Genomic DNA, 25,086 nt, shown 5'->3' with positions numbered 1-25,086 from the left:
CGGTACCTGGTCCGTGAGCATTAACCTGCCTGTTTTACGCGCATGTACCATTCCACAAGCCGTCGAACCTGTCGCTCGGTATAGCCGCGGGTGGTCATACGAGATACAAACTCGCTGTGCTTCTTTTCGGTTTCACCATCTTTCTTCGTACCGAAGGAAATTACCGGCAAAAGATCCTCGACCTGCGAGAACATTCGCTTCTCGATCACCTCGCGAATTTTCTCATAGCTCGTCCAGGGCGGGTTCTTTCCACCATTGTTCGCCCGTGATCTCAGGCAGAATTTGACGATCTCGTTGCGGAAATCCTTCGGGTTGGCGATGCCTGCGGGCTTCTCGATTTTCGTCAGCTCCTGATTGAGCAGTTCGCGATCGAGAAGCTGCCCGGTATCGGGATCCTTGAAGTCGACGTCTTCTATCCAGGCGTCGGCATAGTCCACATACCGGTCGAAGAGGTTCTGTCCGTAATCCGAATAGGATTCCAGATATGCCTTCTGGATCTCGTTGCCGATGAACTCGGCATAGCGGGGCGCCAGATCCGCCTTGATGAACTCGAGATAGCGTTTCTCGGTTTCCTCGGAGAACTGCTCCCTGCGTATGGCCTGCTCCAGGACATACATCAGGTGGACCGGATCGGCGCCGAGGTCGGTCGTGTCGTGATTGAAGGTCGATGCAAGCACCTTGAAGGCGAAGCGGGTCGATATGCCGTCCATCCCCTCGTCGACGCCCGCGGCATCGCGATATTCCTGAACGCTGCGAGCTCTCGGGTCGGTTTCCTTCAGGCTTTCGCCGTCATAGGCTCGCATCTTGGAGAAGGCGGTGGAATTCTCGTGTTTGCGCAGGCGCGAGAGGACGGAGAACCGCGCCAGCATTTCCAGCGTCGCGGGGGCGCAGGGGGCGGCCGCAAGTTCTGAACTCTCGATGAGCTTCTCGTAGATCTTCTGCTCCTCGGTCACCCGCAGGCAATAGGGCACCTTGATGACGCAGATGCGGTCAATGAAGGCCTCGTTATTCTTGTTCGCCTTGAAACCCTGCCATTCCGCTTCGTTCGAATGCGCCAGGATGACGCCCGAGAAGGGCAGGGCGCCGATGTTTTCGGTGCCCATGTAATTTCCCTCCTGCGTCGCGGTCAGGAGCGGGTGCAGCATCTTGATCGGCGCCTTGAACATTTCGACGAACTCGAGAATGCCCTGGTTCGCGCGGTTGAGGCCGCCCGAATAGCTGTAGGCATCGGGGTCGTTCTGCGAATAGTGCTCAAGCTTGCGAATGTCGACCTTGCCGACAAGAGACGAGACGTCCTGGTTGTTTTCGTCGCCCGGCTCGGTTTTGGCGACTGCGATCTGCCGCAGCCTGGAAGGCTGGATCCGCACCACCCGAAACTTCGATATGTCGCCTGCGAATTCGTCGAGCCGCTTCAGGCACCATGGGCTCATGATGCCGCTGAGGCGCCGGGTCGGGATACCATATTCCTCGAGCAGCAGCGGGCCCATGGCGTTCGGATCGAAGAGATTGAGCGGGCTTTCGAAGACGGGGCTCAATTCTTCGCCCGCCCTCAGGACATAGATGGGGTTGACCTCCATGAGCTGCTTCAGCCGCTCGGCAAGGGAGGATTTGCCGCCGCCGACGGGACCGAGCAGATAGAGTATCTGTTTGCGTTCCTCGAGACCCTGGGCTGCGTGCCGGAAGAAGGAGACGATCCGCTCGATCGTATCTTCCATGCCGTAGAATCCGGGGAAAGACGGATAGGTGCGGATGGTTCTATTCGCGAATATCCGGCCAAGGCGCGCGTCCTTTGCCGTGTCCACGATTTCAGGTTCTCCGATGGCCGCGAGCAGGCGCTCGGCGGCGTTGGCATAGGCCATCGGATCTTTCTTGCATAGAGACAGGTATTCTTCGATCGACATGTCGGCTTCGCGCCGCGCTTCGTAGTTGCGCGTGAATGCGTCCAACAAGGATTCACCTAGCATCGGCCCCTCCAGTCAGGATTGTGCCACAGCTCAATGCCGCAACCATGGAAGGCAATGCGGCAATTTTCGAGAATCATTATTATGAAGATAGTACAGAACCGGGCCGGTGTAATGGCAATGCACAAAAAAGTGCATCGTCGGAAAAAATTTAAGTGCAATTCGACAATCCTGATAGCCTCCGACCCCATTTGGGTGGGCCGCGGCTTCGAGATGTGACGTGCCGCAGGCTTGCAGAACCGGGCAGAGCGGTTGTGAACCTCCTCTCTATTGACTAAAGCACTGAGAGTTGTGCCATGGGGGGAGAAGCCATGCGGGTTATCGGCAAGATCGAAGAGTTGCGCGGCCATCTTCGGCAGCTCGCCGCTCCGGGGAAAAGCGTCGGCTTCGTCCCGACCATGGGGTATTTGCACGATGGTCATATGGAACTCGTCGCGAGGGCAAAAGCCGAAAACGACATTGTCGTGGCGTCGATCTTCGTCAATCCCCTGCAGTTTGGTGCCAATGAGGATCTTGCCCGCTATCCGCGCGATCTGCCGCGCGACAGCGCGATGCTTGAGCGCGCCGGCGTCGACATCCTGTTCGCCCCTGGGGTGGAGGACATGTATCCCCGGCCGATGAAGACGGTCGTCGACGTGCCGGAACTCGGCGTCGAACTCGAAGGGGCGGTGCGGCCTGGGCATTTCGCAGGCGTGGCGACGGTCGTCTGCAAGCTGTTCAACATCGTCCAGCCGCAGGCCGCCTATTTCGGCGAAAAAGATTATCAGCAGGTCGTCATCATCAAGCGAATGGTCGAAGACCTCGCGTTGCCGGTGCGTGTCGTCGCGGTTCCCACGGTGCGTGACAGTGATGGCCTGGCGCTGTCGTCGCGCAATGTCTACCTGAGTGAGGTGGAGCGCCGCGCGGCCGTCATCGTGCCGCGGACACTCGCCGAAGCGGAGCGGCTGGTCGAAGAAGGTTTGGCTGATCCAGTTGAACTGGAGGAGAAGCTGCACGCTTTTGTGAGGCGCGAGCCCTTGGCCAGTGCTGAGGTCGTCGCGGTGAGGGATGCTTCGACCTTGCGGCCCGTGACTTCCATTGTTGAGCCGGTCGTGATCGCTCTTTTCGTCCGCGTCGGGTCCACCCGTCTGCTCGACAACAGGGTCATTCATCCGCGACGGGGCGGAACAGGGAGRGCCGAACGATGAGCGCGCCCACACTTCCAAAACGCCTCACGCCCCGGCATATCCAGGCGATGAAGGGCGGTGATCCGATCGTTTGTCTCACCGCCTACACAACGCCGACCGCGCGTCTCCTTGACTCCCATTGCGACCTGCTGCTGGTCGGCGATTCGTTGGGCATGGTGCTTTATGGGATGGAAACCACCGTCGGCGTCACCCTTGAGATGATGATCGCACACGGTCGGGCGGTGATGCGGGGTGTCGGTAAGGCCTGTGTGGTCGTGGACATGCCCTTCGGCACCTATCAGGAATCCAAGGAGACCGCTTTCAGGAACGCTGTGCGYGTGCTCCAGGAGACGGGATGCGACGCGATCAAGCTCGAGGGAGGGGAGGAAATGGCCGAGACCATCGGTTTCCTGACGGCCCGTGGCGTCCCCGTTCTCGGTCATATCGGTTTGATGCCGCAGCAGGTCCACACGGCCGGCGGCTACCGCTCGGTGGGGCATTCTCAACGGGAAGGCGAAAAGCTTCGGTGCGACGCAGGCGCGGTTGGCGGCGCCGGCGCCTTTGCGATCGTCATCGAAGGAACCGTGGAGCCGCTCGCCCGCGAACTGACCAGCCTGATCGACATTCCGACCATCGGGATCGGCGCATCGTCCGCCTGCGACGGCCAGATCCTGGTTTCGGACGATATGCTTGGGCTTTTCAACGAGTTCACGCCGCGCTTCGTCAAGCGCTATGACGAGCTTGGCCAGAGAATTTCCAAGGCGGCCGGGGAATACGCGGCCGATGTCCGCGCCCGCCGGTTTCCCGGACCGGAACATACGTTCAAGCCCCGATCGTAGATGATCCAACCTGCGCTCCGGCGCTACCAATTCGCCGGCCACCCGCTATAAAGGCGCTTGATTGCCATTGGAGACGTAACCTGCGTGACGGCTGGACTTGCCCATGCTGAACTCATAGCCGTATTGACCGCAGCGACCCAGGGCGAGCCCAGGGTCATGACGGTGAGGCGTGGCGAGGCATTGCCGTCGGGACCGTTCGAACTAGGCCACAGAAGTCTGCAGGCGGGCTTGCGGGAATGGGTGCAGGACCAGACGGGGCATCCCGTCGGCTATCTGGAGCAGCTTTATACGTTTGCCGATCGCGACCGCACGCATGAAAGCGCCCGATGGCGCRCGATTTCGATCAGCTACCTCGGTCTCGTGCGCGAGCAGGCGGCACCGGGCGCCGGAAACCCCGGCTGGCATGGCTGGTATGAATACTTTCCCTGGGAAGACCATAGGAAGGGGAGGCCGGACATCCTGTCGGACATTGCCGACCGGTTGCGGAGATGGGCGGAGGGGGAAGCATCCCGGCGAGAGTATCGGACGCGCCGGGTCGAGTTCACCTTCGGTCTTGAAGGCGCGCCCTGGAACGAGGAGCTTGCCCTCCACCGCTACGAACTGATGTACGAAGCAGGCCTGGTTGCGGAAGCGGGCCAAGCATCCGGTTCCGCCGGCCGGCCGATGTTCGCAGATCATCGCCGCATCCTGGCAACCGGTATTGCCCGCCTGCGCGCCAAGATCAAATACCGGCCGGTCGTCTTCGAGCTGATGCCGGAGAGCTTCACGCTCCTGCAGCTGCAGCGCACGGTCGAAGCGCTGGCCGGGCTCACCCTGCACAAGCCGAACTTCCGCCGCCTGATAGACCAGCAGGAACTCATTGAGGAAACCGGCGAGGTGACCAGCGAGACCGGCGGCCGCCCGGCCAAGCTCTTCCGCTATCGCCACGCGGTTCTCGAGGAGCGGGCGCTTTCGGGATCGAAACTTCCCCTTTCACGCAGTTGACATAAACTCCGATTGAGAATATCTCTGCGTTCTCGATATACTCATTCGGAGTATAAGGAGTCGCGCATGAACTCTTCGATTTCGGCATCCTCCCTTTACGATCGCGTCAGCCGCGTCATCCCCAAGGCCGAGTGGATGGCCTATGAGGCCGACGTCGAGGCCATCCTGGACCTCAAGCGCCGTCGCAATGCGGTCATCCTCGCGCATAATTACCAGACGCCGGAAATCTTCCACGGCGTTGCGGATATCGTCGGCGATAGCCTGGCGCTCGCCCGCAAGGCGATCGAGGTGGATGCCGAGGTCATCGTGCTCGCCGGAGTGCATTTCATGGCGGAGACCGCAAAGCTCCTGAACCCGCAAAAGACGGTGCTGATCCCGGACATGGAGGCAGGCTGTTCGCTCGCGGAATCGATCACGCCCGACGATATCGCGCTCCTGAGGCAGGCCCATCCCGGCGTACCGGTTGTCACCTATGTCAACACCTCGGCCGCGGTGAAGGCGGCATCCGACATCTGCTGCACCTCGGGCAATGCGAAACAGGTGGTCGAGTCGCTCGGCGTGCCGAAAGTGTTGATGATTCCCGACGAATATCTCGCTCAAAACGTGGCGCGGGAGACGAGTGTCGAAATCATCGCCTGGCACGGTCATTGCGAGGTGCATGAACTGTTCAGCGCCAAGGATGTCCGCGATCTGCGCGAGGCCTATCCGGGTGTGACGGTTCTTGCCCATCCCGAATGCCCGCCCGATGTGGTGGCAGAGGCGGATTTTGCGGGCTCTACCGCGGTGATGTCCGATTATGTCGGGCAAAAGAAGCCCGCCCGCGTCGTGTTGCTGACGGAATGTTCGATGAGCGACAATGTCGCCATCCATAATCCCGACGTGGAATTCGTGCGGCCCTGCAATCTCTGCCCGCACATGAAGCGCATCACGCTCTCCAACATCCGAAAGGCGCTGGAGGAGAACCGGCACGAGGTAATCGTCGACCCGGCTGTCGCCGTCGCCGCCCGCCGCGCCGTCGAAAGGATGCTGGCCGCATGACCGAGCGACTTGATCATCTTGCCGGCCATGTTGCGGTCGTCGGGAGCGGACTGGCCGGTCTGGTGACGGCGCTGACGCTCGCTCCCCGTCCCGTCGTGATCGTCACCCGCGCTGGTCTGGGCGCCGAGACCTCAAGCGCCTGGGCACAAGGCGGCATCGCGGCAAGTCTCGGCGTCGATGACAGCGTGGACCTGCATTTGGCCGACACGCTTGCCGCCGGTGACGGGCTTTGCGATCCGGTCGTTTCGGCGTCGATCCTGAAGGAAGCACCGGCGGCGATTGCGCAGCTGGAGCAATTCGGTGTCCGCTTCGATAGGAATGGCGAGGGGGCATTCATGCTTGGGCTGGAGGCGGCCCATTCCCGCCGCCGCATCGTCCATGCGCAAGGCGACGCCTCCGGTGCGGCCGTCGTCCGCGTTTTGGTTGAAGCGGTACTTCGCACGCCATCGATCAAAATCCTGACAGGCGTAGAGGTCCGCCGGCTGCTGATGGATGGCGACCATGTCACGGGCCTGCTCTGCGCGACGTCGAGCGGTGCTGCGGTCCTCCCGGCATCACAGGTCGTGCTGGCAACGGGCGGGCTGGGCGGCCTCTATGACGCAAGCACCAATCCGAGCGGAAATTTCGGTCAGGGCATCATGCTGGCGGCAAGGGCGGGAGCCATGCTTGCGGACATGGAATTCGTGCAGTTCCATCCGACCGCGCTCGATTCTCCGAGGCGACCATTGGCATTGGTGAGCGAGGCGGTTCGCGGCGAAGGCGCGGTACTGCTCAACGAGAAGGGCGAGCGTTTCCTCGCTCGCGAGCCGGATGCCGAGCTTGCTCCGAGAGATGTTGTGGCGCGTGCCGTCGGCGCCGAGATCGCGCGGGGTGGCCGGGTGTTTCTCGATGCCCGCAACGCGCTGGGCGCAAGCTTTTCAAGCCGCTTTCCGACGATTGACAGATTTTGCCGTGAGGCGGGCGTCGATCCGTCGCGAGAGCTTGTCCCGGTCCGTCCCGCCGTCCATTACCATATGGGCGGGGTGGCGACGGATGCCTGCGGCCGAAGCTCGGTTCCGGGCCTCTGGGTCGTGGGGGAGGCGGCAAGCACCGGCCTTCACGGCGCCAATCGCCTCGCCAGCAATTCGCTGCTCGAGGCAGCCGTCATGGGCATGCGGGCCGCACGCGATATCGCAGGCCTGGCACCGGAGGCAAGCAGGGAGGGCCGATCACAGCCCCTGCCGGCTCCACCTGATCTTTCGGCCATTCGCCACATCGTATCGCGGCATCTGGGCGTGCTGCGAAACGCCGCTTCCATTCGCGAAGCGATTGCCGGGCTCCTGCCGCGGGCGGAGCGCGAGGGGCCTTCGTCCGACCCGGCGATTGTCGCCCTGCTGATCGGCGTCTTCGCCGAACTCAGGCAGGAATCGCGCGGCGCACATGCGCGTACGGACTTTCCTATGCGGCTCGCCAAGCCTCAACGTCGCGTCATGCGGCTCAGTGATGCGCTTGAAGCCGCTCACGATATTCTTTCCCATCCGCTTGCCAGGAGCGCCTGACATGGTTCTCTCACCTCTTCCCGGGTTCATTCTTGAGCAGCCGGTTCGCACCGCCCTCATGGAGGACCTGGGCCTTGCCGGTGATATCACGTCGACGACGGTCATTCCTGCGGACCACCGTTCGACCGTCGTGATAGCTGCCCGCAAGCCTGGGGTTATCGCCGGCCTCGATGCGGCCGAATTAACCTTCCAACTCATCGATCCGGCGATCGTCATGAGCCGCCATGTGCCGGATGGCGCAAATGTGAAGGCCGGTGGGGTCATCGCGACGATCGAGGGCCCCTCGCGGGGCTTGCTGACGGCGGAAAGGACGGCGCTCAACTTCCTCGGTCATCTTTCCGGCATCGCCACCGTCACGGCAGAGATCGTGGCWGCTGTGCGGGACACGAAGGCATCGGTGGTCTGTACCCGCAAGACGACACCCGGGCTTCGGGCTCTCGAGAAATATGCGGTCCGCGCCGGGGGCGGCATGAACCACCGCTTCGCGCTTCATGACGCGGTGTTGATAAAGGACAATCACGTGGCGATTGCCGGAGGTATCGTCGAGGCGATCCGCCGTGCTAAAGCCGGGGCCGGCCACATGGTGAAGATAGAGGTGGAAGTCGATACGCTCGAACAGTTACGCCAAGCCATGAATATAGGCGTCGATGCGGTGCTGCTGGACAACATGACGCCGGAGGAGCTGCGCGAAGCGGTCTCCATCGTCGGAGGAAGGGCTATTACCGAAGCCTCGGGCGGCATCACCCCTTCGAGCGCGGCTTCAATCGCCGGAGCGGGTGTGGATCTTCTGTCGGTCGGCTGGATCACCCACAGCGCCCCGACACTCGATATCGGGCTCGATTTTGTTTCCCCATAAAGCGTCGTTGAAGCTTTCTGCCGGCTCCTGTATCGGTTAGCTGCCGTTCGCCGAACGGGCCGGTCGCAGATATCCAAACGGAACTTCGATAGTCGATGCTTACAAAAAAGGGTAAATACGGGCTCAAGGCGCTTATCCACCTGGCGCAGCTCGAACCCGGCAAGACCGCCTTCATCAGCGACATTGCCGAACAGAACCACATTTCGAAGAAGTTTCTCGATGCAATCCTTCTCGAACTGCGCAAAGGCGGCATCCTGCGCTCGAAGAAGGGGCCTGGCGGAGGATATGCGTTGTCAAAGCCCGCATCGCAGATCTATGTCGGTCAGGCGGTGCGCATCCTCGACGGCCCGCTGGCGCCGATCCGTTGTGCCAGCAAGACCGCATTTGAGCCCTGCGACGATTGCGATCATCCCGAAGATTGTCAGATCAGGCACTCCATGACGGAAGTGCGCGATGCGATCGCATCCATCCTCGACAACATGACGTTGGAGCAGATGGTCGCCAAGCGCCCGAGCCCCCTGCTGGACGATGACGAGATCCGCGCGGGCGGCAAATAGCGTTTCAGAACTGCCCGTTGGGCTGGGGAACATTGCCGTTCAGATGGAATTCACCGATTGCATGGTGCTTCCAGCGAACCGGATCGTGAACGGTATGGGTGCGGGCGTTCCGCCAGTGCCGGTCGAGATTGAGGCTCTCCTTCGTGGAGGAGGTCCCCGCAAGCTCGAAAAGGCCGTTGGTTGCCTCGAGCGCGGCTTCCGTCGTGAGGATCTTCGCCGCCGCTACGGCGAGCGAGGCCTCCACTGCCGCTTCCGGCGAGGGACTGATCTGCGCTGCGTCCACCTTGCGACCTGACCGCTCCAGAACCGCGGTCGCGGCTTCGATCTTGACGGCGATCGAACCGGTCCGGGCCAGGGTCAAGGGATCTTCGCTCGCCGATTCAATGCCGAGATTGCGGTTTCCGCGAGACTTTCCGCGAACGAAGCTGATCATGTCGCTAAAGGCGGCGCGTGCGATACCGAGATCGACCGCGGCATGAAGGAGCTGTCCGAGAGAACCGAGCGGCGCATGCCGTTCCAGGCTGCTGTGATAGCCGATGACCGAGTCGGCCGGGACATAGACATTGTTGAAGAGCACCGTACCGCTTGCTGTGGTTCTTTGCCCGAACCCATCCCAATCGTCTGTGATCGTCAATCCTTCCGTCCGGCGCGCCACGATGCCCATTGCCAGCCGACCCTGATGATCCTTGCCGAAGATTGCGATCCAGTCGGCGAAAAGAGCGCCGGTCGAGTAATATTTGCTGCCGGTGATGCGATAGCCCATGCCGTCCGGCACGAATCGCGTCTCGATGTCTCCCGCTAGCGCCGTTCCGGTTTCCGCGAGCGCATTGGCGAAGTGCTCGCCGGCAAGAGCGCGGGTGAAGAAATATTTCTTCTGCTCTTCGGTTCCGCTCAATCGCAGCGCCTCGAGGATATAGAAATGGCTCTGAGGGATCTGGCCGATGGAGCCGTCCGCTTGCGCCAGGATTGCGATCACCTCGGCGAGAAATGCGTTCGAAATGTCCACTCCGCCATATTCGGATGGAACGGTGATCCCCAGGAGACCCGATTGGGCTATGAGCTCCATCTCGTCATAAGGAAGTATGCGTTCGCGATCGCGACGACTTGAACCTTCGGCGAGCCGTACAGCCAACGCGCTCGCCACCTCGATCGCTTCGTCTTCCGTCGCAAGGTATGGAGCGACTGCCCTGATCTTTCCCACCAAATGGAAAACCCTACTCATTGCTCTACTCCCCGATCAAGCCTGTCATTGAGCCATGCGGCAGAGGCCGCGAGAAGAAATAAATCTTCATTTGCGCGACCTATGGCGACTAATCTTGCCCCGAGTAGGCTGCTGTAGAGGGAAGTCGCCCTAGTCTTTCAGATTGCGGTACTGGCCTTGGCTGTAAATCAGAGGCGAGCCGCCTCGCGCGGAAATCGCGATCACGCGCCCGATGATGATGGCATGGCTATGCCGCTCGATGATTTCCTCGACGTCGCAGTCGATAGCGGCCAGGGAGCCGATTAGGGCGGGAGCCCCTGTCGCCAGGGTGGTCCATTCGGCGCCCGCGTACCGTTCCTTACCTTTTACGCCGCCCTTTCCTGCGAACCGGTCCGCGACGGCCTGATGTTCGGCGGTGAGGATGTTCACGCAAAAACGGCGATGCCTTTCGACGACCGGCCAGGTGGAGGAGGAGCGATTGATGTTGACGATCATCGTCGGAGGCTCCACCGACAGGGCTGTGGCAGAGGTTACGGTGGCACCCGTCCGATCGTCTTCCCCCCCGGCGGTAACGACCGATACGGTTCCTGCGACATGGCGCATTGCCGCCTTGAGGTCCTCTGGGGCAGCGCTTTCGCGAGCAAAGGAAGGTGTAATCGATAATCTTCCTGCCAAATCCACGGCAATTCCTCCAGCAAATGAGAAAAGGAGCAATCCGCTCCTTCCTTGATGTCGCTCGAACGCTAAAGTCTATTAAATAAGTAGACAAACAAGATAATGATAAAGATCGCGCTAGCTGTAGAAGGTTTTTCCGTGACACGGGCGGGTTTGAGAGAAAAGGTGAAACGCCATGCGAGAGCGTGGCGGGTGCCAATCATGGGTGGGTGCGGTTCGGAAGGGCTTCAAATGTCGCCGTATCTGCGGCTAGGGGCAATATGAGCCAGCCCTTCAAGGTCGCGTTCATTGGAAAACCAGGAGGGCAGTCGGGCACGACTTGGAAAATGATTTCCCTCTTCTTTCTCACAATCGGAAATATCTCCCTTCATTATCTACTAAATTAATAGACAAATAAGATCATGATCAACCCGCACCTGCGAGGTCATGATGTACGCAGTCAGCCTTCTCGACAAAAGCCCCATTCCGACCGGGGAGGGCGCCATTGCCGCGCTTTCCCATACGGTCAACCTTGCCAAGCGGGCTGAGGAGCTTGGTTATCGCCGGTTCTGGGTGGCGGAGCATCATGGCAGCGCGGAGCTGGCGAGTTCCGCCCCGGAGATTCTGATCGCCTGGGTTCTCGCCAATACCTCCCGTATCCGGGTAGGGTCGGGCGGAGTCATGCTGCAGCACTACAGCCCCTATAAGGTGGCGGAGGTCTTCAATCTCCTGTCGTCGCTGGCACCCGGTCGTATCGATCTCGGTATCGGCAAGACCCCCGGCGGATTGCCCAAGGCCACCGCCGCTCTGCAGGTCTATCGCGCCAGCAGGCCGGAATTCGAAACCCAGTTGGCCGACCTGACCGAATTCCTCGACGAGGCCGTCGCCAGCCGCTCAAACGAAACCGTGCCGCTCGCAGGCCCGAAGCCGCCGGTGACGGCAGAGCGTTTCCTGCTTGGGGCAAGCCCGCACAGCGCGCGCCTTGCTGCGGCGCAGGGGTGGAATTTCGTTTTTGCGGGGCATCTCAACGGAGATCCGGAAAACCTTCGCGCCAGCCTCGAAACCTTCCGAAACGAAAGCGGCGGCAAGTCGGCCATTCTCGCGCTCGCGGCTTTCGCCTCCGAAAACGCCGCCCATGCCGCGGYACGGATCGGGGAGCTGAAGGTCTTCAAGGTCTTCCTCGATAACGGCCAGTCGGTGAGCCTCGGGCGCCGCGAACAGGCGGAGGAGTTCGCAAGACAGGCCGGCGCGAAGGAATACCGTATCGAGGAACGCAAGCCGAGCGTGCTGCACGGCACGCCCGAGAGCATCCACGAGGAGCTTGCGAACCTTTCGAAACTCCACGGCATCGAGGAGTTCATTCTGGAGCCGCCGGCGGTGAGCGCCGACGAGCGGCTCGCCTGTGTCGAGCTTCTGGCACGCAAACCGCTTTCCGCAGCCGCATGATCTTTAAGGAGATATGAGATGAGCAAGAAGATCCGTTTCGGCATCATGCTGCAGGGCGCGGGAGGGCACATGAATGCCTGGCGCCATCCGACGAGCCCGGTCGATGCCAGCGTCAATCTGGAATTCTTCAAGGAGGTGGCCTTGAAAGCGGAGGCCGCCGGCATCGCCTTCGCTTTCGTGGCGGACGGTCTCTATATAAACGAGAAGTCGATCCCGCATTTCCTCAACAGGTTCGAGCCGCTGACAGTGCTTTCAGCGCTGGCGACGGTCACCTCCAAGATCGGCCTCGCGGGCACGGTCTCCACCTCCTACAGCGATCCCTTCACGGTTGCGCGGCAGTTTGCCTCGCTCGATCTTCTGAGCGGCGGTCGCGCGGGCTGGAACGCGGTGACGACGCCGCTCGAAGGGACGGCGAGGAACTATAGCCGCCCGCATCCCGAGCATGCGCTGCGCTACGAAATGGCGCATGAATATCTGGAGATCGTCAAGGGCCTCTGGGACAGTTGGGACGATGATGCCTTCGTGCGTGAACGCGCAACCGGCAAATTCTTCGATCGCGAGAAGCTGCACCGGCTGGACCACAAGGGGCGTTTCTTCCAGGTGGAAGGCCCGCTCAACATCCAGCGCTCGCCGCAGGGGCAGCCGGTCATCTTCCAGGCGGGCTCCTCCGATGCCGGCATCGGCCTTGCCGGCAGACACGCGGATGCGGTCTTCACCCATGCTGTCTCGCTGGAGGACAACCAGACCTTTTCGCGCCGGGTGAAGCAGGCGGCGGTAGCCCAAGGTCGCTCGGCGGACGATGTGAAGATTTTCCCCGGCATCGGCCCCATCGTCGGAAAGACACAAGGCGAGGCCGAGGAGAAATACCGGATCATCCGCGATCTGATCTCGATCGAGGATGCTCTCGCTTACCTCGGACGCTTCTTCGACCATCACGATTTCAGCATCTATCCGCTGGACGAGCCGTTCCCTGACCTCGGCGACATCGGCAAGAACAGCTTCCGCTCGACCACGGATCGGATCAAGCAGGTGGCGAAGGAGAAGAACCAGACGCTGCGCCAGGTGGCGCTGGAGGCCGCGACACCGCGCGAGGGCTTCGTCGGAACGGCGGAGGCGATCGCCGGCAAGATCATCGACTGGGTGGAAAACGATGCGGCGGACGGGTTCATCCTCGGCTTCCCGGTGATCGCGGAAGGCCTGGACGACTTCATCCATTTGGTCATCCCCATTCTTCAGGAGCGCGGCTATTTCGATCCGCATCTCGAAGGAAAGACGCTTCGGGACAATCTCGGGCTGCCTTACCGCGAGAGCGTCTACAAGGCCGGACCGCGGGAGACGGAAAAGGCGCGGGCTTGAACAACTGAAAAGGGCCAAGCGGCCGCAGCCGAACGCGCGGCGGCAGACCCGGAAAGCAGAAGATCATGAACATCCATATTGACGGCGCTCGTCATCGTGACGACGCCGAACGGACGCTCCTTGCCGCGATCGACGAATTCGTGGCGATCCGCAGGGACCTGCATCAGTATCCGGAGCTCTCCTTCCATGAGCGGCGGACTTCCGAAGTCGTGGCCAAATACCTCCTCTCCTACGGCTACGAGGTGAGGGAAGGAGTAGGCGGCTACGGGGTGGTCGCCACCCTCAGGCGGGGGAAGGGCGGCAGGCGCATCGGTATCCGGGCGGATATCGATGCGCTACCGGTCGAGGAAGCGACCGACCTTGCCTATTCGAGCCGCAATCCCGGCGTGATGCACGCCTGCGGCCATGATGGGCACACGACGATCCTGCTCGCCGCCGCTCGCTATCTTGCCGAGCACGGAAAATTCTCCGGCACGCTGACGCTGATCTTCCAGCCGGCTGAGGAGGTCGGGGCGGGCGCCCGCAAGATGATCGAGGACCGGTTGTTCGAACGTTTCCCGGTGGACGCGGTCTTCGGTCTTCACAACTGGCCGGGCGTAACCGCCGGGCAGTTCGGCTTCGTGGAAGGCCCGGCTATGGCCTCGGTCGATCAGGCCTTGATCCGCATCGTCGGCAGGGGCGGGCACGGCGCGGCACCTCACGAGGCGGTCGATCCGGTGCTCGCCTCGGCTTCCTTCATCACCGCGCTGCAGAGCATCGTCGCCCGCAATGTCGACCCCTTGGAAATGGCGGTGCTGACGGTCGGCTCGATCCACGGCGGCTCGGCGTCCAACGTCATTCCCGAGAGCGTCGAGCTGAAACTGACGGCGCGCGCCTATTCGCCGGAAGTCCGCGACAGGCTCGAGCAGCGCGTGCCGGCCCTGGCGCGAGCGCAGGCGGAAAGCTTCGGCGCCCATGCGGAGGTGAATTACCGACGCGGTTTTCCGGCCGTCGTCAATCATGTCGAGGAAACCCGTTTTGCGCGCAGCGTGGCGGAATCGAATTTCCCCCTCGAGCAAGTCGCGAAGGACTTCCGGCCACGCACGGCCAGCGAGGATTTCGCCTATATGCTGCAGGCGCGGCCCGGCTCCTACCTTTTCGTGGGCAATGGCGACAGCGCGCCTCTCCATAGTCCTCAATACGATTTCAACGACGAGATCATTGCGCCGGCCGCCCGGTTCTGGGTGCGGCTCGCAGAAGCCTTCCTGTCCTGACCAGCCGATGAAGAGGAGCGATCCCGTGAGCGACCGTTTTGTCTACACCACACCGCTTGATCCGCTGGCAAAGCCGCTGATCGAGGAACTGACCTTCGAATACGACAGCCGTTACGGCAGCTTCTATGAAGCCGAAGCCGCCATCAAGGAAATGAACCGCTATGCGCCGGAGGTCTTCGCGCCGCCGCATGGCGGGTTCCTCCTGCTGCTGCGCGACGGCCAGGCGATCGCCGGCGGCGCCTTCATGCGGCACGAGGATGAGGGGACCGCCGAATTCAAGCGCATCTGGACCCATTCGAGCCTTCGCCGGCAGGGACTTGCCCGAAAGGTGCTGGTCGAATTGGAGGCGCAGGCGGCGCGGCAGGGTTATTCCCGCATCTACCTGACGACCGGCTTCCGGCAGCCGGAAGCCGTGGGGCTTTACCTGACCAACGGCTACACGGCGCTTTTCGACACCACGGCCGATCTCGAGACCATCCGCAAGCTGCCCTTCGAAAAGCTGCTCCCAGTCAGGCCCCAGAGCCGGCCGGCGCCTGCGGCGACACAGCCGCTCGCCGGCGCATTTCACAGCGTGTGAGGAGATCATCATGGCCGTTACGACCGAATTCGACGGTATCGTCGCCGAACCTCGAACAACCGCCGCCGCCAAAGGAGACTACTCCCATTACCGCATCGTTCCGGCGCGCTATCCTGCTCGCACGGCGGGTACGATTTTCGCTCTGCTGGTCATCGCGGCGACGCTCCACTCCGTTCTCGGCAATCCCCGCTGGGGCTGGGACGTATTCGTGGAATGGTTCTTCGCAGAACCGGTGCTGGTGGGGCTTGYGCGGACACTGCTCCTGACGCTGCTCGGYGCGTTCTTCGGATTCATCCTGGGAACCGGACTGGCGCTGGCGCGCGTCTCACGCTCACCGCTTTTGGCCGGCGTTTCCTGGACCTATATCTGGATCTTCCGCTCGATTCCGCTGATCGTGCTGCTGCTGATCCTTAACAATCTCGGCTATCTCTACGAGACGATCACGATCGGCGTGCCCTATACGGGCATCAATTTCTTCAGCTGGAACACGACTCAGCTCATCACGCCGTTTGCGGCGGCCGTTCTCGGCTTGACACTCAATCAGGCGGCCTTCGCCTCGGAAATCATTCGCGGCGGCATCCTGTCCGTCGATCAGGGTCAGCTCGAAGCCGCATCCGCGCTCGGCCTGTCCCGCAGCCGTCAGGCGTCACGGATCATCCTGCCGCAGGCGATGCGTTCCATCCTGCCGACCGCCTTCAACGATATCATCGGTCTCGCGAAGGGCACCTCGCAGGTCTACATCCTCTCTCTTCCGGAGCTCTTCTATACGATCCAGATCATCTACCGCCGCAATCTGGAGGTCATCCCCCTGCTGATGGTCGCAACCGTGTGGTATCTGGTGATCCTCACGGTCCTTTCGATCGTCCAGCATCATATCGAGCGGCATTATGCGCGGGGCGCCCTGCGCAACCCGCCGCCGTCGATCTTCACCAGCCTCTATCGCCGGATCCTCCCACGGAGCGCAGATCCGGCAAGGACGACGGAGGCCGCAGTCCGGCCGGTCGAACGCCGTTCCGGTGCCATCGCGCCGCTGCATTTCCGTGGCGGCGAGGTCACGATCCATGGCGTCTCGAAGAGCTTCGGCCAACTGAAGGTTCTGGACGAGGTGACGCTCTCCCTTCCGGCAGGCAGTGTCACCACCATTCTCGGTCAATCTGGATCGGGAAAGTCGACGCTCCTGCGCTCCATCAATCATCTAGAGCGCGTCGATAACGGTTTCATCGCCATCGACGGCGAGTTGATCGGCTATCGGCAGGACGGTGAGACGCTCTATGAACTCAAGGAGAAGGATATCCTGAGGCGGCGCGTCGAAGTCGGCATGGTATTCCAGAACTTCAATCTCTTCCCACATTTGACCGTCCTGGAAAACATCGCGGAAGCGCCGGTCAGCGTCCGCGGCAACACGCGCGAGCAGGCCTTGACCGAGGCGCGCGAGCTGCTGGCCCGCGTCGGCCTTGCGGATAAGGCTGATGCCTATCCACGCCAGCTTTCCGGCGGCCAGCAGCAACGTGTGGCGATCGCCAGAGCGCTCGCGCTGAAGCCGAAGGTGCTGCTCTTCGACGAGCCCACCTCTGCGCTCGACCCGGAACTGGTCAACGAGGTTCTCGACGTCATCAAGGAGCTCGCTCGTTCCGGGACCACGCTCGTCATCGTTACCCACGAAATCGGTTTTGCGCGCGAGGTCTCGGACCTGGTGGTCTTCATGGAGCGGGGCCGGATTCTCGAAACCGGCTCGCCTGACAAGGTCTTCAGCCGGCCCGAGCATCCGCGTACGGCCGAGTTCCTCGCAAAAGTCCTCTGACAAAAATCTCCAGCAAGGAAAGATCCCGCCATGACCTATAGATCAAGGATTTTCGGCCTCGCAATTGGGGGGCTGCTTTCCCTCTCAGGCTTTTTAGGGGCAACCGCCCAGGTCCAGGAGGCCGATCTTTCTCCCGAGCAGAAGGACCGGGTCCGCGCCGAAAAGGTGGAGGCGGCGGTAAAACTCATCCCGGCCGACTACAAGTTCGTCACCCCTGGCAAGCTGACGGTCGCATCGGTTCCGGGAAACCTGCCCTTTGCGATCTATGCCAATGACAACAAGACCCCGATTGGTAACGAACCGGACATCGCCCAGCTGGTCGCCGATAGTCTCGGTCTTGAACTCGAGCTGGTCCCGGTCGCCTGGGCGGACTGGCCTCTCGGACTCGAATCCGGCCGTTTCGATGCGGCCATCCACAACATTACCGTGACGGAACTGCGCAAGGAGAAATACGACTTTTCCAGCTACCGGCATGATCTTCTTGGCTTTTACGTCGCAAAGGACAGCAAGATCGAAAGCATCGCCAAGCCGGAGGACGTCGCCGGGCTGAGGGTCATCGTCGGCGCCAGTACCAACCAGGAGCAGATCCTGCTGCGCTGGGCGGAGGCAAACAAGGCCAAGGGACTGCCCGACACGGAGGTGCAATACTACGACGACGTGGTGGTGCAGGACCTTGCTCTCGTGTCCGGCCGCGCGGATGCCTATCTCGGTCCAAACGCCATTGCTGCCTACAAGGCCAAGCGGGACGACAAGACGAAGCTTGTCGGCACGTTCTCCGGCGGGTGGCCCGAAACCGCCGAAATCGCTGTCGCGACAAAGAAGGGCTCCGGACTGGCGGATGCCATCACGACAGCGGTCAACGCCCAAATCAAGAACGGCAACTACGGCAAGGTTCTGGAGCGCTGGAATTTGGCTTCCGAGGCGATCGAAGAGTCGCGCACCAATCCACCCGGTCTGCCGAAAAGCTGATGGGACGCAGGCAAGCCAAAGGCGCGGGCAGTCCTACCGTCCGGCCTCAATTCTCCTCCAACGGACGATAGCCATGAACCTCACCAGAAAGATCGGCCGTGCGATTGCCGCTGGCCTCCTCACCTTGCCGCTTCTCGCCTATGGCGCCTTGGCGGCGGAAGACATTTTCGATTTGTCACCCGATCAACCGGGGCGCGTGCGGGCAGGGAAGAACCCGGCGGCGATCGCTGCCATCCCTCAAGACTTCAAGTTCGTGACGCCCGGCAGGTTCACTGTGGCGATTTCGCCTGGCGGCCCGCCGCTCGCGACCTATGCGACCGACGCCAAGACCGTGGTCGGCGCCGATCCCGACTATGCGCTCGCCGTCGCGGACAGCTTGGGCCTCGAGCTGGAACTGGTGCCGGTCGCATGGGCCGACTGGCCGCTCGGCCTCGTCTCCGGCAAATACGATGCGGTGATCTCCAATGTCGGTGTGACCGAAGAACGCAAGGAGAAGTTCGATTTCTCCACCTACCGCCAGGGACTGCACGGCTTCTTCGTGAAGGCCGACAGCGACGTCAAGGAGATCAGGGAGCCGAAGGACGCGGCGGGATTGAGCATCACCGTCGGCGCCAGCACCAACCAGGAACGCATATTGCTCAAGTGGAGTGATGAGAACGTCAAGGCCGGGCTGGAGCCCATCGAGCTGCAATACCACGACGACGAGGCAGCCCGGCTGGTGGCGCTGCGTGCCGGGCGGGTGGACGTCATCGTCCAGCCGCATGCCCAACTCGCGTACATCGCCGCTCGCGACAAGAACATCAGGCGGGTCGGCACGCTCTCGGCGGGCTGGCCGGAACGCTCTGACGTGGCCGTTGCCACCCGCAAGGGGTCGGGACTGGCGGATGCGCTGACGCTTGCAACCAACGACCTGATGAAGAGCGGCACCTACGCGAAGATATTGAAACGTTGGCAGCTTTCTGAGGAGGCTTTGCCTCAATCGCAAACCAATCCGCCCGGCCTGCCGAAGAGCTGAACATTTTCATCCCGGAGCCGGGGCGATCCCATGGTTCCGCCAATCTGCCCGGATGCAGCCTAATGACAGACGCCCTTCTTTCCATCGACCACATCGGCTTTCTCACGCCCGGCAACTATCCCGACGACGATCCCGCCGGAGGGCTCGAAGCCTCCCTCAAGCTCTTCGAGGCGGGAGAGGCGCTGGGATATGACAGTGCCTGGGTCCGCCAGCGGCACCTCGAACATGGCGTTTCTTCCGCGGCGGTGTACCTGGCCGCAGCCAGCCAGCGGACGAAAAAAATCCAACTCGGCTCGGCCGTGATCCAGCTCGGTTATGAGAGCCCGTTCCGACTTGCCGAGGACCTTTCCATGGCGGATGCGTTGTCCGGCGGGCGCTTGAACGTCGGTGTCAGCGCCGGACCGCCATTGCATGCCGAACTGGTCGCGCCGCTGGTCTTCGACGGTGATTGGCGCAGCTTCGATTTTTCGTATGYGCGCGTCGAGCGGCTGCTTGCCAATCTTTCCGGCGATTTCATCGGCGAAGGAGAGACCTATGTTATCTCACCCGGCAACCGCCAGCGGGCCCGGCTCCAGCCCCATGCAAAAGGGCTGCGGGATCGCGTGTGGTATGGCGGCGGCTCGCTCCGATCCTGCGAATGGGCGGGAAGGGCCGGTCTCAACCTCATGATTGGCAGCCTCACCTCGGGTGATGCCGGCGATGATTTCTTCAAGGCGCAGGCGAGGCAGCTCCAGGCTTACCGTGCCGTCTTGCCGCCGGATAAGATGCCTCGCGTCGGCGTCGGCCGGGTGATCGTGCCGACTGACAGCGCCGATAGGAAAACGCGCGAGAAATATCGCGCATATGCGGCAAGCCGGCATGAGCGCACGCTGTCCCCGCAAGGGCCGCGACGCACGCTCTTCAGCCGCGATCTGGTCGGCAGTTCCGACGAAATCCTGGAACGGCTGCTGGCCGATGACGTGCTGCGTGAGGTTGGCGAACTGCGTCTGGAACTGCCCTATGACTTCGCTCTCGATGAATACATCCAGATCATCACCGACTTTGCCGAAAAGATTGCGCCGCATCTCGGCTGGAAACCATCGAAGGGCATCGCCCTGGACCTCGATTCTCTCAATTTCTGGAAAGCTTTCGCATGACAGCGGCGCTGAATTACAGCGGCTCCGCAACTATGGCGGTCATGGGAAATACGCATGGCAACATTAGATTGGCGACAACAGGTGCTCGCAGTGGTGCGAGCGTCGCCCACAGATCCGAATCGGACGCCCTGTATCGGGCTCGCGAAGGAGCCGACGGCTCGAAGGAAGCATTCCTAGCGAGACGATCGTTTCTTCTAAAAGAGGTGCTCGATGCGGATCGGCAGTTCTCGAAGCCGCCGCCCCGTGGCATGGAAGATCGCGTTGCCAATCGCTGCCGCGACGCCCACCATCGCCACTTCGCCGAGCCCTTTCACGCCAGCCTCATTAAGTAGCGGGTCTGGACGGTTGATGAAACCCACTTCGATCGCGCCGACATCGGCGTTCACCGGCACGACGTATTCAGCAAAGTCGTTGTTCAGYACGCCACCGAACCGCGGATCGATCTCGGCTATCTCGCGTAGCGCCGCGCCGATGCCCCATACGATACCGCCGCGAACCTGGCTTTCCGCTGTGCGCGGGCTGACAACGCGTCCGCAATCGACAATGCTCACGATACGCGGCACGCGGACGCGCTGCGTCGTCGGCTCGACACGCACCTCGACGAAGTGTGCGGCGTAGCTGAAGCTGACGAAGGGCTCGTATTCCGGGCCGGCGGCTGCCGGCAGGCCCCGCTGAAGGCGATCGAAAGCGGCGTCGGGCTGGCCGGGCGCCTGCAGGCGGGACTCGACCTCAATGTAAGGGCGTCGCCAACGAGCGAGCATCTCGTGAATGGTACCGAGAATGGGCCTTCCGTCCCTGAACTCCTCAAAGCGATCCTGCATCGCCTGCACTGCCCTTCGCACGACCGGAACCGAGCTTGCCGTTCCCCAGGAGCCTGCGGTGACATGCTGGGGCGCGGCGTCCGGGTCACCGATCACGATCTCGACGCGCGCCGGATCGATCGCCAGTCCCTCGGTCACCGCGGCGAAGATGGCGGTCCTAATACCCTGTCCCATCTCATGTCCGCTTACGGAAATCCGGGTCGTTCCGTCTGCTCTGACCCGAAGGCGCGCGATTGCCGGGGCCATGGCAGCCTTGTACGCGCCAGCGGCAAGCCCCCAACCGATCAGCGTGCCGTCGGCAGCGCGCATCGACCCGGGCGCCGGGCTGCGCCGCGACCAGCCGAAGCGTTCTGCGCCATCCCTTAGGCATTCAGCCAGGAAACGTGACGAGAAGGGATGCGCTGTGACGGGATCCGTCTCCGCGTCATTGGCGAGACGAAAGGCCAGCGGGTCTCGTCCGGCGGCATAGGCCAGTTCGTCCACAGCGCTCTCGAATGCGAAGGCAGCGGGATGCTCGAACGGYGCACGCATGTAACCCGGCGACTGCACGTCCGTGCGCACGAGCCGTGTATTACTCGTGTAGTTCGGGATGGCGTACAGTCGTGCGGTAATCTCGCTGAAGCTCGCGCGGAGCGTGTCCGCGCGGCTGTTCTGCATATCGGCCTCGTAACTTGCCGCCACGATCCGTCCATCGGCGTCCGCGCCCAGCCGGATCCTGTGGCGACTAGCGGGACGGAAGCTTGCGGTGTGAAAGAGCTGCGCCCGCGGCATGACGAGCTTCACCGGTCGGGCGATCAGCATGGCAGCGCGCGCGGCCAGCACCGTCTGCCCCTGCAGGGAGTTCTTCTGGCCGAAACCTCCTCCCAGGTAGGCGCTCTCCACTCGGACTCGAGCGGGATCGAGACCGAGAGCCGCCGCTACGCCGAATTTGAGGGCGCCGGAGTTCTGTGTTCCCTCGTGGATGGTCAATGTGCCGTCGCGCCATTCTGCGACAGTCGCGATCATCTCCATCGGGTTCTGGAACTGGGCCGGAGAGAAGTATTCGGCATCTATGCGAAAGGCTGCAGAGGCAAGCACCGCTTGCGCATCCCCCATGTCATGACCGAGTTGCAGAGCGAGGACTTCCGCCCGCGTATCGTCGAGAAGCGCTGCGAACGGCTCCTCYTCATAGCTGRCCTCGACCAGCGCCGCTGCCTCGATCGCGATCTCCAGGGTTTCCGCCACCACGAGCGCAATTGGCTCACCGCGATGGACGAGGCGATCGGAGAGCATCGGCTGGTGGCTCTGAAAGCCGAAGCCGCCGCCCATGAGGTAGCCAGCGGATTTCACGCCCTTAAAGTCGTGCCAGGTGAGAACCGCGAGAACGCCGTCGACAGCCCGCGCCGCATCGATATCGACAGCGGCCAGGCGTCCGCGCACGATCCGCGAGGGCACGGTCATTGCGTGGGCGACGCGTGGCATCGGCATATCGGCGGCAAACCGAGTGACGCCGCGCACCTTGTCGCGGGCATCGACCCGCACGCGATCGGGATAAATTGTCTCGTTCATCGGCTCGGGCTCCTCTCCGCGGCGATCATCAATGCGTCGGCGACGACTTCGGCGCCCAGAGCAACCTTGAAACCGTTATGCCGACCGGGGCGAGCATCGGCGAATGCCACTCGTCCGGCCTCCAGGGCGGCGRCACGGTCGAGACGCCGCCCAGCCAACACGGCTTCCGCCGCCGGCACGCGCCACGGCCGGGCCGCGACACCTCCCAGAGCGATGCGTGCCTGCCTCACCATGCCGTCGTCCAGCTCCAGCGCTACGGCCGCCGAGACCAGAGCAAAGGCGTAGGATTCCCGGTCGCGTATCTTGTGGTAGGTCGAGGCCTGCCCCAGCCGCCCGACTGGAACGCGGATGTTCATGATCATCTCGTCCGGCTCAAGCACTGTCTCAAGATGCGGCGTGTCATTCGGAAGGCGGTGGAGACTGGCGACCTGGAAGGTGCGCATTCCACGCGAACTGCGGACATCCACTGTGGCGTCGAGGGCAGCCAGGGCAACCGCCCAGTCTCCGGGATAGACCGCGATGCAGGACCCACTGCCACCGAACAAAGCATGGCCGCGGTCCAAACCGTCGAGCGCAGCACATCCGCTTCCAGGCATTCGTTTGTTGCAGGGATATCCGGGCCCGTTCCGGAAATAGGCGCAACGTGTCCTTTGAAGCAGGTTGCCTGCGAGCGTAGCCATGTTACGCAATTGCTGGGAAGCTGCTTTCGAGAGCGCCTCTCCAAGCACGGGCGCCCGCTGCAGCACCGCCGGATGTGTGGCCGCATTGCTCATGGTGACCAAGGCGCCGAAGATCAGCTCGTCCTGATGGGAGCTGATCTCGTCGAGACCGGCGATGCCGGTTACGTCGATGAGATGGCCTGGCGTTTCGATGCCAAGCTTCATCAGATCGTAAAGCGTCGTACCGCCGGCGAGAATGCGCGCTCCGGTCGCTCCCTGCGCCGCGTGGACGCCGTCGATGGATGTGGGGCGCTCATAGTTGAACGGTCGCATCGCTCAGCCGCCTCCCATAGTCACGGYGGCGTCGCGGACTGCCGCGACGATGCCGGCATAGGCCCCGCATCGGCAGATGTTGCYGCTCATATACTCCCTGATCTCAGCCTCGCTCGACGCATGGCCTTCCTGCACGCAAGCGACCGCGGCCATGATCTGTCCGGGCGTGCAGTAGCCGCACTGAAGTGCATCGTGATCGATGAAGGCCTGCTGCATCGGGTGAAGCGATCCGTCTGCCGGTGATAGTCCCTCGATCGTCAGCACTGCGCGACCCTCCATCTTCGCAGCAAGAGTGAGGCAGGATACAACGCGACGACTATCGACATGAACGGTGCAGGCCCCACACTGTCCATGGTCACAACCCTTCTTGGCTCCGGTCAGGCCGAGCTGCTCGCGTAACACATCAAGCAGCGAGGCGCGCGGGTCGACCAACGCTTCGATGGATATTCCGTTGACCTGAAAGCGGACCGTCAGGGTCATCCCCGGCCGAGCCACCGGCGTCGGCTGCTTCGCGGCTGTCGCTTCATCGAGCCCGGTGAGTGCGACGCCCGTAATGGCCACGCCGGTCAGCATCAGATCGCGTCGGCTGATCGAAAGGTCGTTGCTTTGGTCATGGGGCGATGTGTCGGGTTCGCTCATGGACTTTCTCCTTATCCAAGCGGTGCTGCTGGTGGCTCAGACCACGAAGTCGAAGTGTGCGAACTGACCGTCGTCCGCGGAGCTGATCGTCATGAGCAGCGTTTCATCGAAGATCCGATCGCGCGCATTGTCCGGCTCACCCGGAAAGAAGAGCTGCGTTGTCAGGACATCTCCACCCGGCCGTTGGACCCTGAAATGGAAGTGTCGCGTGCGCCCCGGATAGAGCGCCGGTACGACGGTGTTGAACCACCAGCGTCCCTGCTCGTCGGCGAACTGATGTCCCCGCAAGCGGAAGCCTCGACGATCGTATTCGCCGTTTTCATCGGCTTGCCAAATTTCAACGAGACTTCGCGATGTTGGGCGACAGCGATCATCGAGGACATAGCCTGCGATGGTGATGCGCTCGCCTCGCGGCGCATCTGGATAGAGATCCGTTTTCAACGGTGAGTTCGGCTTGAAGAACGGACCGGCTTCACGGGCGGGCGTCGGTTCATCTCCGTCGGCGCAGGCGCGTGTCAGCGGTAGCAACGGCGCTTCCTGTCCGAAAGCGATTGCTCCCGCCAGCGGCATGAGCGGCATGGCGAGAAAACCCGAAAGAAGTGTGCGCCTTGATGTCATCATTGCAGAGGCCTCTGTTACCCACTGGATCAGAACTGCCAGTTGACCGGGACCCAGGCATAGCCGGCGTCCATCTTGAGCATCCGGCCAAGGCCCGGGAACGGATAGTGGAAGCCGAGGA

General features: G+C 62.1%; 22 protein-coding genes. 15 read left to right on the top strand and 7 right to left on the bottom strand.

Going from position 1 to position 25,086, the window contains the following annotated elements:
- Window positions 1-20: 20 nt before the first annotated feature.
- The gene (locus LCM4573_RS15025; RefSeq protein WP_071007204.1) at window positions 21-1,964 is read right to left on the bottom strand and encodes a PrkA family serine protein kinase; all 1,944 of its coding nucleotides are present in this window, start codon (window positions 1,962-1,964) and stop codon (window positions 21-23) included.
- Window positions 1,965-2,272: 308 nt separating this feature from the next.
- Here LCM4573_RS15025 and panC point away from each other — a divergent pair, with 308 nt between their 5' ends.
- From panC to LCM4573_RS14990, 7 genes are all read left to right on the top strand, one after another.
- Window positions 2,273-3,148, top strand: a complete 876-nt coding sequence (gene panC / locus LCM4573_RS15020) for a pantoate--beta-alanine ligase (RefSeq protein ID WP_071007203.1) — start codon at window positions 2,273-2,275, stop codon at window positions 3,146-3,148.
- On the top strand, window positions 3,145-3,966 hold the full coding sequence (gene panB, locus LCM4573_RS15015) for a 3-methyl-2-oxobutanoate hydroxymethyltransferase (RefSeq protein WP_071007202.1): 822 nt from the start codon (window positions 3,145-3,147) through the stop codon (window positions 3,964-3,966). Before panC ends, panB begins: the two co-directional genes overlap by 4 nt.
- Before the next feature lie 84 nt (window positions 3,967-4,050).
- Window positions 4,051-4,950 (top strand): NrtR DNA-binding winged helix domain-containing protein, encoded by a 900-nt coding sequence (locus LCM4573_RS15010; RefSeq protein WP_071007201.1) that lies wholly within the window; start codon window positions 4,051-4,053, stop codon window positions 4,948-4,950.
- A gap of 66 nt (window positions 4,951-5,016) precedes the next feature.
- Window positions 5,017-5,988, top strand: coding sequence for a quinolinate synthase NadA (gene nadA, locus LCM4573_RS15005; protein ID WP_071007200.1), 972 nt, complete (start codon window positions 5,017-5,019; stop codon window positions 5,986-5,988).
- On the top strand, window positions 5,985-7,526 hold the full coding sequence (locus tag LCM4573_RS15000) for an L-aspartate oxidase (protein ID WP_071007199.1): 1,542 nt from the start codon (window positions 5,985-5,987) through the stop codon (window positions 7,524-7,526). The genes nadA and LCM4573_RS15000 overlap by 4 nt, the downstream gene beginning before the upstream one ends.
- A 1-nt stretch (window position 7,527) precedes the next feature.
- Window positions 7,528-8,382, top strand: a complete 855-nt coding sequence (nadC, locus tag LCM4573_RS14995; protein WP_071007198.1) for a carboxylating nicotinate-nucleotide diphosphorylase — start codon at window positions 7,528-7,530, stop codon at window positions 8,380-8,382.
- A 95-nt stretch (window positions 8,383-8,477) separates the two neighbouring features.
- Window positions 8,478-8,939, top strand: a complete 462-nt coding sequence (locus LCM4573_RS14990; protein ID WP_071007197.1) for an Rrf2 family transcriptional regulator — start codon at window positions 8,478-8,480, stop codon at window positions 8,937-8,939.
- Window positions 8,940-8,943: 4 nt separating this feature from the next.
- On the opposite strand, the gene LCM4573_RS14985 is transcribed toward LCM4573_RS14990, so the two are convergent.
- Together LCM4573_RS14985 and LCM4573_RS14980 are read right to left on the bottom strand one after the other, a co-directional pair.
- On the bottom strand, window positions 8,944-10,161 hold the full coding sequence (locus LCM4573_RS14985; RefSeq protein ID WP_071007196.1) for an SfnB family sulfur acquisition oxidoreductase: 1,218 nt from the start codon (window positions 10,159-10,161) through the stop codon (window positions 8,944-8,946).
- A 129-nt stretch (window positions 10,162-10,290) separates the two neighbouring features.
- On the bottom strand, window positions 10,291-10,743 hold the full coding sequence (locus LCM4573_RS14980) for a flavin reductase family protein (protein WP_083347455.1): 453 nt from the start codon (window positions 10,741-10,743) through the stop codon (window positions 10,291-10,293).
- A 498-nt stretch (window positions 10,744-11,241) separates the two neighbouring features.
- On the opposite strand from LCM4573_RS14980, the gene LCM4573_RS14975 reads away from it, so the two are divergent.
- The 8 genes from LCM4573_RS14975 (at window position 11,242) to LCM4573_RS14935 (ending at window position 20,347) form a co-directional block, all read left to right on the top strand.
- Window positions 11,242-12,240 carry an MsnO8 family LLM class oxidoreductase gene (locus LCM4573_RS14975; RefSeq protein WP_071007194.1) on the top strand — a complete coding sequence of 333 codons (999 nt, stop codon included), beginning with the start codon at window positions 11,242-11,244 and terminating at the stop codon, window positions 12,238-12,240.
- An 18-nt stretch (window positions 12,241-12,258) separates the two neighbouring features.
- Window positions 12,259-13,596, top strand: a complete 1,338-nt coding sequence (locus LCM4573_RS14970) for an LLM class flavin-dependent oxidoreductase (protein WP_071007193.1) — start codon at window positions 12,259-12,261, stop codon at window positions 13,594-13,596.
- A 65-nt stretch (window positions 13,597-13,661) separates the two neighbouring features.
- A complete protein-coding gene (locus LCM4573_RS14965; protein WP_071007192.1) occupies window positions 13,662-14,849 on the top strand; it encodes a M20 aminoacylase family protein in 1,188 nt (395 codons plus the stop codon).
- A 25-nt stretch (window positions 14,850-14,874) separates the two neighbouring features.
- On the top strand, window positions 14,875-15,426 hold the full coding sequence (locus LCM4573_RS14960) for a GNAT family N-acetyltransferase (RefSeq protein ID WP_071007294.1): 552 nt from the start codon (window positions 14,875-14,877) through the stop codon (window positions 15,424-15,426).
- A 10-nt stretch (window positions 15,427-15,436) separates the two neighbouring features.
- Window positions 15,437-17,227 (top strand): amino acid ABC transporter permease/ATP-binding protein, encoded by a 1,791-nt coding sequence (locus LCM4573_RS28790; protein WP_083347454.1) that lies wholly within the window; start codon window positions 15,437-15,439, stop codon window positions 17,225-17,227.
- A gap of 30 nt (window positions 17,228-17,257) precedes the next feature.
- Window positions 17,258-18,196, top strand: a complete 939-nt coding sequence (locus LCM4573_RS14945; protein ID WP_071007191.1) for an ABC transporter substrate-binding protein — start codon at window positions 17,258-17,260, stop codon at window positions 18,194-18,196.
- Between the two features lie 73 nt (window positions 18,197-18,269).
- Window positions 18,270-19,211 (top strand): ABC transporter substrate-binding protein, encoded by a 942-nt coding sequence (locus LCM4573_RS14940; RefSeq protein WP_083347453.1) that lies wholly within the window; start codon window positions 18,270-18,272, stop codon window positions 19,209-19,211.
- A gap of 62 nt (window positions 19,212-19,273) precedes the next feature.
- Entirely contained in the window at window positions 19,274-20,347 is a 1,074-nt protein-coding gene (locus tag LCM4573_RS14935) for an LLM class flavin-dependent oxidoreductase (RefSeq protein WP_071007190.1), read from the top strand.
- A gap of 194 nt (window positions 20,348-20,541) precedes the next feature.
- Here the strand turns inward: LCM4573_RS14935 and LCM4573_RS14930 are convergent, their stop codons facing one another.
- The 4 genes from LCM4573_RS14930 to LCM4573_RS14915 are packed head-to-tail and all read right to left on the bottom strand — an operon-like array spanning window position 20,542 to window position 24,968.
- Window positions 20,542-22,716, bottom strand: coding sequence for a xanthine dehydrogenase family protein molybdopterin-binding subunit (locus LCM4573_RS14930; protein ID WP_071007189.1), 2,175 nt, complete (start codon window positions 22,714-22,716; stop codon window positions 20,542-20,544).
- Window positions 22,713-23,708: a xanthine dehydrogenase family protein subunit M gene (locus tag LCM4573_RS14925; RefSeq protein WP_071007188.1), complete on the bottom strand. Its 996-nt coding sequence runs from the start codon at window positions 23,706-23,708 to the stop codon at window positions 22,713-22,715. Before LCM4573_RS14925 ends, LCM4573_RS14930 begins: the two co-directional genes overlap by 4 nt.
- 3 nt (window positions 23,709-23,711) lie before the next feature.
- On the bottom strand, window positions 23,712-24,347 hold the full coding sequence (locus tag LCM4573_RS14920; RefSeq protein WP_071007187.1) for a (2Fe-2S)-binding protein: 636 nt from the start codon (window positions 24,345-24,347) through the stop codon (window positions 23,712-23,714).
- 36 nt (window positions 24,348-24,383) lie between these two features.
- The gene (locus LCM4573_RS14915) at window positions 24,384-24,968 is read right to left on the bottom strand and encodes an intradiol ring-cleavage dioxygenase (RefSeq protein WP_071007186.1); all 585 of its coding nucleotides are present in this window, start codon (window positions 24,966-24,968) and stop codon (window positions 24,384-24,386) included.
- Window positions 24,969-25,086 lie beyond the last annotated feature (118 nt).

It is taken from the genome of Rhizobium sp. LCM 4573 (assembly GCF_001854865.1).
Taxonomy (GTDB): Bacteria; Pseudomonadota; Alphaproteobacteria; order Rhizobiales; family Rhizobiaceae; genus Neorhizobium.
This window is presented reverse-complemented; position numbering and strand designations above follow the sequence as displayed.